Here is a 15,583-nt window from a genome sequence, read left to right as displayed (position 1 = left end):
GAGGTGTGGCATCCCTGGGTTGTAAAATGGTTGTTGCCATTTTAGCAGTTGCTGACTGCTTCGTCAGGCAATTATGTAAAACAGTGGGGTGATCGGTTATGATGACGCGCATGACAACACAATTCCTGATCACATCGTCACGGGCCTGGCCCGGACACAGGTACATTGCTCGCCTCCCCGCGGTGCAGTGGCTGCTGCTGATGTTATTACTGGCGCTCAGTTCTACCGGGCAGGCGCTGCCCATTGAAGGCCTGTACAGCCAGGAAATTGTTGTCGAGAATCAGAGCGAAGCGGCACGCGAACGAGCCTATCGTGAGGCGTTTGAACAGGTGATTGTCAAGGTCACAGGTGAGCGTCGATGGCTGGAACATCCCCGTATTCGTGAGGCCAGGCAACGGGCCGCGTCCTATGTAGCCGAAGTCAGCTATCGGACGGTCGGGCTGGAGGGGCGCATAGACGTACGTTTTGATCAGGGTCTGATTGGCGATTTATTGAATCAGGCCGAGATACCGGTCTGGGATAGCAATCGGGCCAGTGTGTTGTTATGGATAACTGTTCAGGGTGACGATGGGCGCCGCAACATGCTCGGGTCGAGTTCTGACCATGTGCTGCTGGACCAGGCCCGTAAATTCGCGACCGAGCGCGGTGTGCCGGTTTTGATACCCTTGCTCGACCTGACCGACAGGCGCATGGTATCGGTCAATCAGGGCTGGCAGCTTGATACTGCAGCCTTGCGCCAGGTGGGTGAGCGTTATGGTGCTGACAGTGTCCTCGCCGGTCGTCTGTTGATCACACCGGCCAATGAAGTGGTGGGGCTGTGGCAATTCATCTTTCGTGATCAGACCCATGTTTTTGATCATGTTGACGTCTCGCCGGATACTTACATGGATTTTCCGCTGGACCAGGTAACGGGCCGCCTGGCCGAACATTTCGGTCTGGTGCCCAGTGATTTCGAGCAGGAAGACCAGGTGACCCTGCGCATTGATGGAGTTGCCAGTCTTGCCAGTCACATGGCATTGATGCGCTACCTGGAATCGTTGACGATGGTTAGCGCCGCCAACGTGTCGGCATTGCGTGGCGACTCCATTGAGCTGCGCCTGCAACTGGCTGGCACGCGACAACATCTGGCCGAGTTCATCAGCCTGGGACGTGATCTGGTCCCTGTAACTTCTGGCACGGGTGACGTGGCGACGGCGACTTCCGATTTGTTACATTATCGCTGGACCCGGCAGTGACGCTGGCGGCATCTCCCCGACAACTGGCATTGCGCCTGCGCCTGGATAACGAAGCCAGGTTCGACAATTTTTATTGTCCGGACAGTAGCACAGACAGCGACAGTAGTGAGGCGGTGGTTGCACACCTGCGACACTGGATTGAGCAGTGGGCACAGCGCAATACTGGCAACACCGGGGGCACGCTGCTAAAGGAGTTTGTCTGGCTCTGGGGCAGCCCGGGTGCAGGTTGTTCGCATTTACTCCAGGCTGCCTGCCATGAACTTGATGGTCATGGCCAAACGGTGTTTTATCTCGATTTGTCGATGTCGCGCGAACTGACGCCGGATGTACTGACCGGGCTTGAGCAGGTGGCCATGCTGTGTCTGGATAACATTGATGACATCGCCGGCGAGGCGGAATGGGAAGAAGCGCTGTTCCATCTTTATAACCGCATGGCAGCCAGTCAGACGCCCCTGCTGGTGGCTGCCCAACGCAGTCCGCAGTACACAGAGTTTGCGTTGCCGGATTTGCATTCGCGCCTGCAGTCGGCGGCCGTATTCCAGTTGCATCAACTGGACGATGAGCACAAGAAAGCCGCCTTGCAGATGCGTGCCTCGCGTCTTGGCTTTGAATTGAGCGATGATGTTGCCAATTACCTTGTCAGTCGCTGCGAGCGCAGCATGAGCGCGCTGATTGCAACGTTACATGAACTGGATCAGCGTTCGCTGGAAACCCGTCGCAAGGTGACGGTGCCACTGCTTAGAGCGTTGATGAACTGGTAGCGCGCAGCCTCACGAAACCCCTCTCGTAAGCCCCAGCTTTGACCTCTTTCGCACGTGTCCGGATCTACAGGTTCATGCCCAGATGTTTTTTTGCCATCCGGATATACACCAGCAGTGCGCAGAACAATCCGACGCACAGGAAGCTGTAGACAAGACCGTAAAACAGTTCCCCGGGGACAAAGGCAGTGACCACTGCATGGGTAAAATACATCAGTACAACAAAACTGAGCCAGGCATACGTGCGCAGGTTATTGCTGCGTAGCCCGGGCAGGAAAATCAGTAACGGCAGCAGGCGGAACAGCCACAGAAATACCGCCACGCCAATGGGCGCGCCTCTGACCAGGGTCAGAATGGCATCGGCGGTGAACAACCCCAGCATACCGAAGTAAAATGCCAGTACGGCTTTGCGTGACTGGCCGACGATTGCCGGTAACGGTGCCGGTTCGGGCGCTGATGCTGAGGGGTTGCTGTCGGGGTCCCATATTTTGGTCATAGTGCAAGGCTCTTGTAGTTGTGGCGGGTGCGGGTACGTCGGGCGCTCACGAGCCCAGTTTTAGCGCCAGATGTCCCAGGCGCTTGCCGAGGGCCAGGCACAGCTCCTTTTCATCATCGCTAAGGGGCAGGTCACTGTCTTTGCCGGCCATATGACTGGCGCCGTAGGGCGTGCCACCGGTTTGTGTGCGCATCAATGCGGCTTCGCTGTAAGGCAGGCCGCAGATCAACATGCCGTGGTGCAATAATGGCAGGCTCATGCTCAGCAAAGTTGATTCCTGGCCACCGTGCAGGCTTGAGCTCGATGTAAACAGCGCGGCCGGCTTATTCACCAGGGCACCACTGGCCCAAAGCGCGCCGGTGTTGTCCAGAAAATATTTCATCGCTGCCGCCATGTTGCCGAACCGGGTCGGGCTGCCCATGGCAAGTGCGGAACACTGACGCAGGTCATCTTCGCTGCAATAAACGGCGCCGCTGTCAGGTACTGCCGGAATGCTGGCGCTATGATCTGGCGACACGGAGGGCACTGTGCGTAGACGGGCTTCGATGTCACCAGCCTGTTCTGCACCGCGGGCGATCAGAGTAGCCATGTCGGCGGTGGCGCCGTGCCGGCTGTAATACAGAACCAGCACGTATGGCATGGGCCGGCTCACGAAATCAGCTCCAGTACGTTCTCCGGCGGACGACCGATCACGGCCCGATCGCCACGAACCACGATGGGCCGTTCAATCAGTCTGGGATGTTCGCTCATGGCCTCAATCAATTGGCTTTCGTTTAGGGCGTTGTCGGCCAGGTTCAGTTCCCTGAATTCTGCCTCGCCTTTGCGCAACAGCGCCCTGGCTGGCATATCCAGCAGCTTCAGCAGGCGTCTCAGTTCTGTGGGGGCTGGTGGTGTTTCCAGATATAACACCTGCTCAGGCTCGATACCGCGTTCCTGCAGCAGGGCAAGTGTCTGGCGCGACTTGGAACAGCGCGGGTTATGATAGATAACCACATTACTCATTGGCTTCACTCTTTATCAGGTCTGTCAGTGTGCTATTGCCACTGGTTTCACTCCAGCTCTCGTCGGCGTCGTCCAGGAGCGTGCGAATCTGCATTTGTTCGGCGCACAGAGAGCGGTTGTCAGGCTTGTCTTTGGCGTATGTACGCACTTTGTGTCTTATTTCATGCAGTTTACAGTTGTCGACGGTGGATACCGGCAGGTAGCAGGGCGGGTTCTCATCGGTGGCACGGATGAAACCAATGGCCAGTAAAATCTGCAGGGCGGATTCTACCATGGCGGGGCTCAGTCGGGTGTACGCCTGCAGCTCATCCACCGTCCAGGGTTCAACGCCTTGCTGGAATCGTTTGACTATCAGATAGGCAATGGTGAGATCGACTTCCTCCTTCAGTCGCAGGCTGAGTTTGGGAGGCTCGCGGCCGGCATAAGTTTTGGATGGGTGCTGGTGATAAAACGCGACGGACGAACCGATCAGCAACATCAGCCAGCCCAGATAAATGACCAGCATCAACAGGATGACGGCAAAAAATGCGGCATAAATAACGGCATTCGCGGAATATTCGGTAATGAAATTCTGGAATATCCAGCCCATCAGCTTCCATGCCACGGTGGTAACAATGCCACCGATAAACGCTGAGCGGAAACGCACGCGAGTATTGGGAATAAAAATAAACGCCAGTGCGAAGGCCAGCGACATGAACAGGAAGGGAGTGACCAGGGCAATAAACTGCAGAATGATGGCGCCGGTTGGCAGACTTTCCAGCAGGCCGACAAACAGCACCGTATTAACGTAAGAAGCAATACCCACTGAAATCAGGATCAGCAGGGGCGCAACAATGATGGCAAACAGGTACTCACTGACCCGGCTGCCAATGCTGCGCGCCTGACTGACCGACCAGATGAAGTTAAACGACATCTCGATGCGCTGCATCATGGTAAGCACGGTGTACAACAACACCCCCAGGCTGACCACACTGAGGACATCGACACGGACGTTGTCGACAAAACCGACTACGTTCTGTGCGATTTCGATGCTGTATTCGCCCATGAAGGGCTGCAGCAGGCCAAGCAGGGCGGGCTCCAGCTCGTTGTGCACGCCCAGACCTTTGAGTACTGCAAACGCCAGCGCCAGCAGCGGCACAAAGGCGATAACGGTATAGTAAACCAGGCTCATGGCACGCAGGCTGAGGTTGCCCTGTGCCAGGTCCCGGGCGACAGCGTAGGCTATCTGCAGTGCGCGTATACCGGCACGCTGCCAACGATTGTCGACCGGGCGACTGGCCCAGAGAAAATCGTCAGTCCTGTCTTTCAGCTCCTGCAATGACCTCGTCTGCATATCACTCCTGTCGAGCTACCTCGCGCAGCGGCGATGCGTCTGGCGCCGTGCCCGGTGGTCTGGTCAGCGAGGCAGGCGGTCGCCCAGAAAGTCCAGAATCGCGTCAAGTGGCACCATTTCCGGATCAGCGGCTCGTCGCGATTTGTATTCCAGCTGGTTGTTTTCCAGGCCACGTTCAGAGACGACCAGGCGGTGGGGGATGCCCATCAGTTCCATATCGGCAAATTTAACGCCGGGGCTGGTCTTTTTGTCCCGGTCATCCAGCAGTACCTCGTAACCAGCCGCTTCCAGGGTTTGTAACAACTGGTCACTGACATCAACGACGAGCGGCGATTTGTGTGCATTCAGCGGCACAATGGCAATCTGGAAAGGGGCGATTGCATCCGGCCAGATAATGCCGTTGTCGTCGTGATTCTGCTCAATGGCGGCCGCCACGATTCGGCTGACACCGATACCGTAACAGCCCATGGTCATCAACACGGATTTTCCGTTCTCATCCAGAACTGATGCATTCATGGCCTTGCTGTATTTGGTGCCCAGCTGGAATATATGGCCGACTTCAATACCGCGCTTGATGGATAGTGTGCCGTTACCATCGGGACTGATGTCGCCTTCTTTCACCTTGCGCAGATCGGCGACGGTGTCAAAATGGCAGTCTTCGCCCCAGTTGGCATCGGTCAAATGAAACCCTTCCGAATTGGCCCCACAGACAAAATCGCTCATGTGCTCAACGCTGCGATCCGCAATGACAGGAAACGGCAATCTCAATGGACCCAGACAGCCGGGTTTGCAGCCGACGACGGACTCGACCTGCTCGTCGCTGGCGAACTCCACAGGCACGGCAACGCCATCGAGTTTGGCCAGTTTGACTTCGTTCACTTCCTGATCGCCGCGGATCAGCAAGGCAATCAGGCCATGTTTGTTGCTGTCATCGTCAGATCTGACGATCAGGGTCTTGATCAGTTTCGATGCCGGAATCTGCAGTTTTTCAGCGACCGCGTCAATGCTGTGGGCATCGCCGGTGTCCACTTTGCTGGCAGACTTGTTGCTGGCTGCTGCCGGCATCGTGGCCTGATCCGGAATAATACCGTCAGCCAGTTCGATGTTGGCGGCATAGTCGCCGGTGGAACTGAACACAATGTCGTCTTCGCCGGAGTCTGCCAGCACGTGGAATTCGTGTGACGTGCTGCCACCAATGTTGCCGGTGTCCGCCAGCACCGGACGATAATCCAGCCCCAGACGGGAAAAAATACTGCAATAAGCCTGGAACATGACGTCGTAGGTCTGCTGCAGGGACGCTTCATCAATGTGAAACGAGTATGCATCCTTCATCAGGAATTCACGCGCGCGCATGATGCCAAAACGTGGCCGACGCTCGTCACGGAATTTCATCTGTATCTGATAAAAATTGGCGGGCAACTGTTTATAACTATTGAATTCATTGCGAATCAGGTCGGTAATGACCTCTTCATGGGTAGGGCCCAGACAGAAGTCCCGGTTATGTCGATCCACAAATCTGAGCAGTTCGGGGCCCATCTGGTCCCAGCGTCCGGATTCCTGCCACAGCTCTGCCGATTGCACCACCGGCATGGATACCTCCAGGGCGCCTGCCTTGTTCATCTCTTCGCGCACGATGGCGGTTACGTTCTGTAGCACACGCAGGCCTGCCGGCAGCCAGGTGTACATGCCGCTGGCAAGCTTGCGAATCATGCCCGCACGTAACATCAGTTGATGACTGATAACTTCGGCGTCAGCCGGTGTTTCTCTGAGCGTGGCGATAAAATATTGACTGGTGCGCATGCGGGTCCTGCTGTGGATTCTGGGTGGGAGTCAGGTGGACAGAGCCGCCGGCAAGTCTCAGAGAACTGCCGGCGGTGATATCCGGTTACTGCGTCTTTTTGGGTCTGGCAGGAAATTACTGAGCGAATTCTTTCAGTTTTTTCAATGGCAGTACTTTGACGCGAGTGCTGGCTGGCTTTTTCGGAATATCCATGGTCTCGCCGGGCTTGAACGGATTGGGCACACCTTTACGCGCAGGTTGTGGCGGACGCTTGACGGCTTTGATCTTTAACAGACCGGGCAGGGTGAACTCACCAACGCCGCGTTTTTTGATATGGCGCTCGATCAGATCGCTCAACTCGCTGAGGACGGCATCAACCTGCTTTTTGCTCAGGTCGGTGTTCTGGGCGATTTCTGCCAGGATGGCTGTTTTGGTGTATTTTTGGGCAATGGCCGTGGTTTTTTTGCTTGCTGGTTTTGCTGCTGGTTTGGTAGCTGCCATGCTGATTCTCGTGTGTAGTGAGGTGAATTGATAACGTAGCGTAACGCTGTAGGCGGAAATGACCGCTCAAGCCGTTATTTATAAAGGATTGCAGGGGCTGCCGCAAGTGCTGAAAGGCTCTGTTGTCCGCCGTTTTGTGAATTGTTTGCGGCTGTGTTGTGCAAGCAGGCAATATTGATGCATCTAATGCCGCAAGACAGGTGATGAACGTCGGAAATATAAGGTATAATCGGCGGCTTTTGAGCGAAACTGCTTTCTTTGTAATTGATCGGTCGTGGGCCTGGCAACGTGCGCAATTTCAATCCCGTACACAGGCTCAGGCCGCACACCCGGATAGAGAGACTAAATTTTTATGCCGATTTATGATTATCAATGCAAGGAGTGCGGCCACTGTCTGGAAGCCATCCAGAAATTCAGTGATGCGCCGCTGACCGATTGCCCATCCTGTCAGCAGGCAGGTTTGATAAAGCAGCTATCTGCCCCCAGCTTTCGTCTGAAGGGGGGTGGCTGGTATGAAACTGATTTCAAAACCGGCAACAAGCGACACGGCACCCAGGACAGCAGCGCGGCTGATAGCTCATCGGCAGGCAGTAAAAAAACAGGCTCGGGTAACGCTCCGGCATCGGGAACCGCCGCCTGAAAAATCGAACCAGAATTCACATCCAGAACAACCTTGCAGGAAGACAGTATGCGCAGCCACTATTGCGGAGAATTAAATGAAGCCCGGATTGGCGAAACCGTCAGTCTTTGTGGCTGGGTCCATCGTCGGCGTGATCATGGCGGTGTCATTTTTGTAGATCTAAGGGATCGTGATGGATTGAGCCAGGTCGTGTTTGACCCTGACCGTGCCGACACCTTTGCTTTGGCTGAAACCCTGCGTAACGAGTTCGTGGTCCGGGTCACCGGTCTGGTGCGTGCGCGCCCGGACGGCACGGTCAACAAAGATCTGACCAGTGGTGGCATTGAAGTACTGGCACATGAGCTGGAAGTTCTCAGTGCTGCCAAAACGCCGCCTTTCCAGCTGGATGAACATGCGTCAGTCAGCGAAGATGTGCGTTTGCGTCACCGGTATATCGACCTGCGCCGGCCGGAAATGATTGACCGCCTGCGCTTTCGCTCCAAGGTCACCAACACCATTCGCAACTATCTCGACGACAATGGCTTTCTGGACATTGAAACCCCGATTCTGACCCGGGCCACGCCCGAAGGCGCGCGCGACTATCTGGTACCCAGTCGCACGCACCCGGGCGAATTCTTTGCCCTGCCGCAATCGCCTCAGCTGTTCAAGCAGATTTTGATGGTGGCAGGCATGGATCGTTATTATCAGATTGCCAAGTGTTTCCGCGATGAGGATCTGCGTGCTGACCGACAGCCCGAGTTCACCCAGATAGACATCGAAACCTCGTTCATGAACGAGGAACAGATCATGGCGACCACGGAAGAGATGATTCGCCAGACCTTTAAACGCCATCTGGATGCCGAGCTGGGCGATTTTCCGCGCATGACCTGGGGCGAAGCCATGCGCCGATTCGGGTCGGACAAGCCGGATCTGCGTATCGATCTGGAATTCACTGATATCGCCGACCTGATGGCGGCCGTGGATTTTAAAGTGTTTGCCGGGCCCGCCAACGATGCGGCCAGTCGTGTGGTTGCTCTGCGTGTGCCCGACGGCGCATCGCTGAGCCGCAAACACATAGACGACTACACCAAATTTGTGGGCATCTACGGGGCCAAGGGTCTGGCCTGGATCAAGGTCAATGACATCAATGCCGGCCTGGAAGGACTGCAGTCGCCCATCATCAAGTTTATGCCGGAAGCAGTCGTCAAACAGGTTCTGGAACGCCTGCAGGCACAAACCGGTGACATCATTTTCTTTGGCGCCGACAAGGCCAATATCGTTAACGAAGCCATTGGCGCACTGCGCCTGAAAGTGGCTGCCGATCTGGGCAAAGTACGTGAAGGCTGGGCGCCATTGTGGGTGGTTGACTTCCCCATGTTCGAGCGCGACAAGGAAGGCAATCTGAACTCCCTGCACCATCCGTTTACAGCACCTTCCTGTACGCCTGAGGAGTTGCGCGCGAACCCGGATCAGGCATTGTCTCGTGCTTACGATATGGTCTTGAACGGCACCGAGCTGGGTGGTGGCTCCATCCGTATTAACCAGCCGCAGATGCAGAGTGCGGTGTTTGACCTGCTGGGTATCGGTGAAGAAGAGGCGCAGGAAAAGTTCGGGTTCCTGCTGACAGCGCTGGCGTCAGGCTGCCCGCCGCACGGGGGGCTTGCGTTTGGCCTGGACCGCCTGATCATGTTGATGACCGGGGCCACGTCTATTCGCGAAGTGATCGCCTTCCCGAAAACCCAGTCGGCAGCGTGCCCATTGACTGATGCGCCGGGACCAGTATCGGCGAAGCAGTTGCGAGAGCTCAATATCCGACTGCGTGAACAACCGGCTGCGCCTTCTGCCTGAATCGGTGATGCTGGCGCATCCGCTACAAAGGCGCACACCATGATCTGCACGGACCCGGCATGAGTGTCGGGCTCCTGTGTAACCGAGGCAGAACATGACATTAATCCTGGGCATAGACCCTGGCTCGCGAGCAACCGGCTTCGGCATTATTGAGTCGGTTGGAAATCGCCTGAAGTACGTCGCCAGTGGTTGCATCAGGCCCGACCTGGGCGAACACCCCCAGCGTCTGAAAGAAATCTTCCGTGGTATCAGTGAGGTGGTCGAGCAATACTCGCCGGAGGAATGTGCTATTGAAGAGGTATTCCTGGGTAAGAGTGTGTCGTCAGCGCTGAAGCTGGGTCAGGCGCGGGGAAGTGCGATGGTGGCCTGTCTGCACCTGGACCTGCCGGTAGCTGAGTACACGCCGAGGACCGTCAAGCAGTCTGTCACCGGCTCGGGGGCTGCGGACAAGACGCAGGTGCAGCACATGGTCAAGGTGCTGTTGGGGTTGCAGGGCCGGTTGCAGGCCGATGCGGCAGATGCACTGGCCATTGCAGTGTGTCATGCTAATACCAGACAGAGTCTGATTAAAGTAGCGTCGGCGCGCAATTTCAGTCGCGGCCGGTTTCATCGCTGACCGCCTGTATCCGCCGTGATCATGGATTCATGGCGGACAGCGCTCCAGTAATGCTCAGGATGGATTCGCCATGTATATAGAGGCAGCAACGTGATAGGTCAGTTAAAGGGTATTCTGGTAGAGAAAAGAGCGCCGGATCTGCTGCTGGATGTCAACGGTGTCGGATACGAACTGCAGGCGCCAATGAGCACATTTTACCAGTTACCTGCGACGGGGCAGGGAGTGCTGCTTCATACTCACCTGGTTGTGCGTGAGGATGCGCACCTGTTGTTTGGTTTTTACGGGCAGCAGGAGCGATCCCTGTTTCGGGCATTGATCAAGGTCAGTGGTGTGGGTCCGAAAGTGGCGCTGGCCATCCTGTCGGGCGTGACTGCGGATGAATTTGTCCGTCTGGTGCGGCAGGACGACGAGTCGGCGCTGACCCGAATCCCCGGCATTGGTAAAAAGACCGCCGAGCGTCTGATGCTGGAAATGCGTGATCGACTCAAGGACTGGCAGGCACCCGTCGATGGCAATCAGCCGCCGGGTTCACCGCCACCGTTGGGCGGCGCCAGCGCGGTCAGTGAGGATGCGGAAACCGCGCTGATTGCACTGGGTTATAAACCGGCAGAGGCGGCTCGCATGATTGTTCGCACGCTGAAGGACAATCCGGAGATCGAGCGCAGTGAAGAAATTATCCGGCTGGCGCTGAAAGGGATGGTGTGACAACGATGACAACTGACAATGACCGCCTGATATCACCCGCGTTGGCACCACAAGAGCAGTCCGTTGATCGGGCCATCCGACCGTTGGTACTGGCGGATTATATTGGTCAGGACGACGTTAAAACACAGATGGATATCTTTATCAGCGCTGCCCGCAATCGCAACGAGCCGCTGGACCATACGCTGATTTTCGGGCCGCCCGGTCTGGGCAAGACCACGCTGGCCAATATCATTGCCAATGAGCTGGATGTGGCCATCAAGACCACCTCCGGCCCGGTACTGGAAAAGGCGGGTGATCTGGCTGCGCTGTTGACCAATCTGGAAGAGGGAGATGTCCTCTTTATTGATGAAATACACCGCCTGAGTCCGGCAATCGAAGAAATTTTGTACCCGGCAATGGAAGATTACCAGCTCGATATCATGATCGGTGAAGGGCCGGCTGCTCGCTCAATCAAGCTTGAATTGCCCGCATTTACGCTGGTCGGCGCCACCACGCGTGCCGGCCTGCTGACCTCACCGTTGCGCGACCGTTTTGGCATCATCCAGCGTCTGGAATTCTATACGCATCCGCAGCTGACCGAAATTGTTGCCCGGTCTGCCCGCATTCTGGGCTGTCAAATTGATGAGTCCGGTGCCTTTGAGATTGCCCGTCGTTCCCGTGGCACGCCACGTATCGCCAATCGCCTGTTGCGCCGGGTGCGCGATTTCAGTGAGGTAAAACACGCCGGCGAGATCAGCAGCGAGATCGCTGGTCAGGCGCTTGATATGCTCAGTATCGACAATAATGGCTTTGATCACATGGACCGGCGCCTGCTGCTGACCATGATCGAGAAATTTGGTGGTGGCCCGGTCGGGGTCGACAGTCTGGCGGCGGCCATCAGCGAAGAGCGCGATACCATTGAGGATGTGCTTGAACCCTACCTGATTCAGCAGGGTTACATGATGCGTACCGCCCGTGGTCGAATGGTCACGCCGCATGCCTATCTGCAGCTGGGTCTGCCGGCGCCGGTGCAGTCCTGACATCAGGCTGGTGCGGCTTCTGGCGTGTGTATGTGTGCTCAATATTCCTTCTGCGTTTTCCCGGCAGGCGCTGGAAAGGCCTTCAAAGTGACGTTCCGGTCACAATACTGACAATTCATCATGATTTGGCCATATTTTATCAGCCTTTAGACATTCGCCCCTGTATTTTAAGTGGTTAATTTGACTTATAATGCCGCCTGTTTTTAACTCTGTCTTTGCAAGCTCGGACTTAATCAGATAAGGGAGTGCCTGGTGGAAAGCTCGATAAGTGTCTGGTCGCTGATACTGGAAGCAACGATCCCTGTTCAACTGGTCATGCTGATTCTATTGGTAGCCTCTGTTATCTCCTGGGTCATGATCATCCAGCGCTGGCTGGTATTGAGCAGTGCCGATCAAGGCATGTACAGCTTTGAGAAACGCTTCTGGTCGGGAATGGACCTGAGTCAGCTGTATCGCGAAGGCAGCAACCAGCAAAAGGAAAACCAGCCCACCGGTGGCATGGAAAATATTTTTCGTGCCGGTTTCAAGGAATTCATGCGTCTGCGGCAGCAGGGCGGCGTCAGCGCCGAAGGTGTCATGGCGGGTGCGCAGCGCGCCATGCGGGTGGCTTACTCGCGTGAAGAAGAGAAGCTGGAAAAAAATCTGCCGTTTCTGGCAACGGTGGGTTCGGTCACGCCATACATCGGCCTGTTTGGTACCGTCATCGGCATCATGAATTCGTTTATCGGCCTTGCTGAACAGAATCAGGCCACGTTGCAGGTTGTTGCGCCCGGTATTGCGGAGGCGCTGATTGCGACCGCAATGGGACTGTTTGCTGCGATTCCTGCGGTTGTGTCCTACAACCGGTACTCCAGTCGCGTCGACATGATTGCGCAGAACTATATTACGTTTACTGAAGAGTTCGCCGGCATTCTGCACCGCCAGGTTGCCAGCGTGCAGAGTCCACCAAAGTAATCTGACCCTGTCCCGGGTTTTGTAACGGTAGCGAATACGATGGAAATAGTCAGAAAACGACGCAGACCGATGTCAGATATCAATGTGGTTCCCTACATTGACGTGATGCTGGTGTTGTTGATCGTTTTTATGGTGACTGCGCCCCTGCTGACCCAGGGGCTGCGGGTTGATCTGCCACAGGTTGATTCCGAACCCATGGATATGGATGAAAACGCCGAGACTCTGGTCATCGAATTGACCTCGGACAATGAGTTTTTTATCAGCCTGGGTGTGACCGAACAGGATGAGCAGACACCGGTGACGCTGGCGACCATTGGCCAGCAGGTGGCGTCCATTGTTGAGGCCAACCCGACTATCCAGATTTTTGTTGAAGGCGATGCCAGTGCCAGTTACGGTCCGTTTATCAGCCTGATGGAAGCGTTGCGGGTGGCTGGTGTTGAAAGTCCGAACCTGGTTACCAAGCCACTGGAATAATTGTTGTGACTGCGTTTAACGGTTATCCGATATCAGTGTTTCTTGCCGTACTGCTTCACGGTGTCGTGCTGGGAACGCTGTTATTGTTTCAGCAGGCAGAGTCTGAAGTGCTGGATGTCATTCGTCCGCCATCAGTCAAGGCATTGCTGGTGTCGGAAAATCCGCAGGCGCGCAACGAGCGTCAGCAGCAACAGTCACTGCAGCAGCAACGTGAGCGTGAGCAGCAAGAGCGGGCACAACAGCAGCGCGAACAGCAACAGCGCGAGCAGCGGGAACGGGAACAGCAGGAGCAGGCCAGACAAGAGCAACTGCAACAGGAACAGGCTCGGCAAACGCAACTGCGCCAGGAACGTGAACGCCAGGAGCAGCAGCGTCGCGAAGAAGAGGCGCGGCGACTGGAGCAGGAAAGACGGGAACAGGAAAGACTTGAACAGGAGCGGCTGGAGCAGCAGCGACAGCAAGAGGCAGAACGTCAGCGTCAGCAGGAAGAACAGGCGCAGGCCGCTGCCGCCGCAGCGGGTGAAGCAGCTGAAACGGAAGCAGAAATAACGATGGCGTATACGGCGGTGATACACGACCTGGTGCAACGCAACTGGTCACGTCCGCCAAGTGCAAGAAACGATATGACAGCCGTGGTGAGGATTCGTTTGGTTCCCACGGGCGATGTGGTGGATGTGGAAATTGTCAGGTCGAGCGGTGATGCCGCCTTTGACCGCGCGGCAGAAAATGCGGTGCGGGCTGTGGGCCGGTTTACTGAACTGCAGGGCATGCCGCCGCGAATGTTTGAACGCAATTTTCGTTCACTGTTGTTAACATTCAGACCGGAGGATTTATTAAATTGAAGCTACGCAGCCTGCTGGTACTGGTGCTGGTATTTGCCTTTTCGGCGAGTATTCGCGCTGCTGAACTGAATATTGAAATCACGCGCGGTGTTGATAACCCGATTCCGGTCGCGATCGTTCCGTTTGCCTGGGAAGGCGGGGTCGCTCTGGAAGAAGATGTGGCACAGATTATTGCCAGCAACCTGGAGCAGGTGGGCGAGTTCAGAGCGCTGTCACGCGCCAATATGCTCAGCATGCCAAGCGAAGAGCGCGAAGTGCATTACCGGGACTGGCGAATTCTGGCGCAGCAGTATCTGGTTGTGGGCAAGATCAGCCGGGTACCCGGTGGTCAGATGGTGCAGGTGCAGTGGGAATTTTTTGATATCAACCGCGAGCGCAAGGTACTGGGTGAAGTCCTCACTGGCAGTGTCAGCCAGTTACGGGATATCGCGCATGAGATCAGCGATGTGGTGTACCGGGAAATTACCGGCCGGCGCGGGGCATTTGCCACCAAGATCATGTACGTCTCGGCTGAAGGCAATATTGGCGACATGACCTATCGCCTGCATTACGCGGATTATGATGGTCGTCGCGCCCAGATTCTGCTGGAGTCGAGTGAGCCGATCATGTCTCCGGCGTGGTCACCGGATGGTAGTCAGATTGCCTATGTGTCTTTCGAGACGGATTTGCCGCGCATCTATATACAGGATCTGGCCACCGGTCAGCGTCGTCAGGTGTCGAACTTTTCCGGCATTAACAGTTCGCCGGTATGGTCGCCTGATGGCCGCAAACTGGCCATGGTGTTGTCAAAGGACGGCAGTCCGGATGTGTATGTGCTGGATCTGGCCACCGATCAGCTGACGCAGATAACCGACCATCCGCGCGCGGAAACCGAACCAGCGTGGACACTGGACAGCCAGTATGTATTGTTTACATCAGATCGAACCGGTCAGCCCCAGATCTATCAGGCTGACTTGAGCGGAGGCTTCCCTGAGCGGTTGACCTTTGATTGTTTTTATTGTGCCAAGGCCCAGTTTATGCCCGATGGGGTGAATATGGTCCATGTTCGTCGCGAAACCCGCCAGGACAATACTTACAGTATTGCCGTTCTCAACATGGAGACCGGCCGGGTCATTACGCTCACGGACACAGCACTGGATGAATCACCCAGCGTGGCTCCAAACGGCCGTATGATTATGTACGGCACAACCTACAACGGCCGCGGCGTGCTTGACGCTGTTTCCGTTGACGGACGTGCAAAGTTCCGTTTACCATCTCCGCAGGGCGATGTACGGGAGCCTTCGTGGTCTCCGTACCTGAATTAAGGTATTGTTGGTAAAGAAATTATTGTAGTATTGGGCATCAAAGAATTTCATGTAAATAGCTTGTCTTTTGGAGGACGCTAATTGTGGGTATGCAATT

17 protein-coding genes are annotated in these 15,583 nt (G+C 55.8%); 11 read left to right on the top strand and 6 right to left on the bottom strand.

Going from position 1 to position 15,583, the window contains the following annotated elements:
• The first annotated feature begins 110 nt into the window (after nt 1–110).
• Both PHACT_RS13455 and hda read left to right on the top strand, forming a co-directional pair.
• The gene (locus PHACT_RS13455) at nt 111–1,235 is read left to right on the top strand and encodes a DUF2066 domain-containing protein (RefSeq protein WP_169819482.1); all 1,125 of its coding nucleotides are present in this window, start codon (nt 111–113) and stop codon (nt 1,233–1,235) included.
• Nucleotides 1,232–1,996 (top strand): DnaA regulatory inactivator Hda, encoded by a 765-nt coding sequence (hda, locus tag PHACT_RS13450; RefSeq protein WP_169819481.1) that lies wholly within the window; start codon nt 1,232–1,234, stop codon nt 1,994–1,996. Before PHACT_RS13455 ends, hda begins: the two co-directional genes overlap by 4 nt.
• A 64-nt stretch (nt 1,997–2,060) precedes the next feature.
• Here hda and PHACT_RS13445 read toward each other — a convergent pair whose 3' ends face one another.
• The 6 genes from PHACT_RS13445 to PHACT_RS13420 form a co-directional block, all read right to left on the bottom strand.
• On the bottom strand, nt 2,061–2,489 hold the full coding sequence (locus PHACT_RS13445) for a DUF2069 domain-containing protein (protein WP_070118789.1): 429 nt from the start codon (nt 2,487–2,489) through the stop codon (nt 2,061–2,063).
• Between the two features lie 46 nt (nt 2,490–2,535).
• Complete coding sequence (gene wrbA, locus PHACT_RS13440) at nt 2,536–3,129, bottom strand: NAD(P)H:quinone oxidoreductase (RefSeq protein ID WP_070118788.1); 594 nt, start codon at nt 3,127–3,129, stop codon at nt 2,536–2,538.
• Nucleotides 3,130–3,137: 8 nt separating this feature from the next.
• Nucleotides 3,138–3,491 (bottom strand): arsenate reductase (glutaredoxin), encoded by a 354-nt coding sequence (gene arsC / locus PHACT_RS13435; protein WP_070118787.1) that lies wholly within the window; start codon nt 3,489–3,491, stop codon nt 3,138–3,140.
• Nucleotides 3,484–4,824, bottom strand: a complete 1,341-nt coding sequence (locus PHACT_RS13430; RefSeq protein WP_070118786.1) for a YihY/virulence factor BrkB family protein — start codon at nt 4,822–4,824, stop codon at nt 3,484–3,486. The genes arsC and PHACT_RS13430 overlap by 8 nt, the downstream gene beginning before the upstream one ends.
• 63 nt (nt 4,825–4,887) lie before the next feature.
• Entirely contained in the window at nt 4,888–6,624 is a 1,737-nt protein-coding gene (locus tag PHACT_RS13425; protein WP_070118785.1) for a proline--tRNA ligase, read from the bottom strand.
• A gap of 115 nt (nt 6,625–6,739) precedes the next feature.
• A complete protein-coding gene (locus PHACT_RS13420; protein WP_070118784.1) occupies nt 6,740–7,105 on the bottom strand; it encodes an HU family DNA-binding protein in 366 nt (121 codons plus the stop codon).
• 352 nt (nt 7,106–7,457) lie between these two features.
• Here PHACT_RS13420 and PHACT_RS13415 point away from each other — a divergent pair, with 352 nt between their 5' ends.
• The 9 genes from PHACT_RS13415 to tolB all read left to right on the top strand — a co-directional run bounded on the left by PHACT_RS13415 (nt 7,458) and on the right by tolB (nt 15,486).
• The gene (locus PHACT_RS13415; protein WP_070118783.1) at nt 7,458–7,745 is read left to right on the top strand and encodes an FmdB family zinc ribbon protein; all 288 of its coding nucleotides are present in this window, start codon (nt 7,458–7,460) and stop codon (nt 7,743–7,745) included.
• Between the two features lie 48 nt (nt 7,746–7,793).
• A complete protein-coding gene (gene aspS, locus PHACT_RS13410) occupies nt 7,794–9,572 on the top strand; it encodes an aspartate--tRNA ligase (protein ID WP_070118782.1) in 1,779 nt (592 codons plus the stop codon).
• Between the two features lie 94 nt (nt 9,573–9,666).
• The gene (gene ruvC / locus PHACT_RS13405) at nt 9,667–10,188 is read left to right on the top strand and encodes a crossover junction endodeoxyribonuclease RuvC (RefSeq protein ID WP_070118781.1); all 522 of its coding nucleotides are present in this window, start codon (nt 9,667–9,669) and stop codon (nt 10,186–10,188) included.
• Between the two features lie 90 nt (nt 10,189–10,278).
• Nucleotides 10,279–10,893: a Holliday junction branch migration protein RuvA gene (gene ruvA / locus PHACT_RS13400; protein ID WP_070118780.1), complete on the top strand. Its 615-nt coding sequence runs from the start codon at nt 10,279–10,281 to the stop codon at nt 10,891–10,893.
• Nucleotides 10,894–10,898: 5 nt separating this feature from the next.
• On the top strand, nt 10,899–11,912 hold the full coding sequence (gene ruvB, locus PHACT_RS13395; RefSeq protein WP_070118779.1) for a Holliday junction branch migration DNA helicase RuvB: 1,014 nt from the start codon (nt 10,899–10,901) through the stop codon (nt 11,910–11,912).
• Nucleotides 11,913–12,164: 252 nt separating this feature from the next.
• Nucleotides 12,165–12,866 carry a protein TolQ gene (gene tolQ, locus PHACT_RS13390; RefSeq protein WP_070118778.1) on the top strand — a complete coding sequence of 234 codons (702 nt, stop codon included), beginning with the start codon at nt 12,165–12,167 and terminating at the stop codon, nt 12,864–12,866.
• A 39-nt stretch (nt 12,867–12,905) separates the two neighbouring features.
• A complete protein-coding gene (locus tag PHACT_RS13385) occupies nt 12,906–13,340 on the top strand; it encodes an ExbD/TolR family protein (protein ID WP_070118777.1) in 435 nt (144 codons plus the stop codon).
• Between the two features lie 5 nt (nt 13,341–13,345).
• Entirely contained in the window at nt 13,346–14,182 is an 837-nt protein-coding gene (locus PHACT_RS13380; RefSeq protein ID WP_070118776.1) for an energy transducer TonB, read from the top strand.
• Nucleotides 14,179–15,486 carry a Tol-Pal system beta propeller repeat protein TolB gene (tolB, locus tag PHACT_RS13375; RefSeq protein ID WP_070118775.1) on the top strand — a complete coding sequence of 436 codons (1,308 nt, stop codon included), beginning with the start codon at nt 14,179–14,181 and terminating at the stop codon, nt 15,484–15,486. The genes PHACT_RS13380 and tolB overlap by 4 nt, the downstream gene beginning before the upstream one ends.
• Nucleotides 15,487–15,583: the final 97 nt, after the last annotated feature.

The sequence above is a fragment of the Pseudohongiella acticola genome (assembly GCF_001758195.1).
Taxonomy (GTDB): domain Bacteria; phylum Pseudomonadota; class Gammaproteobacteria; order Pseudomonadales; family Pseudohongiellaceae; genus Pseudohongiella; species Pseudohongiella acticola.
This window is presented reverse-complemented; position numbering and strand designations above follow the sequence as displayed.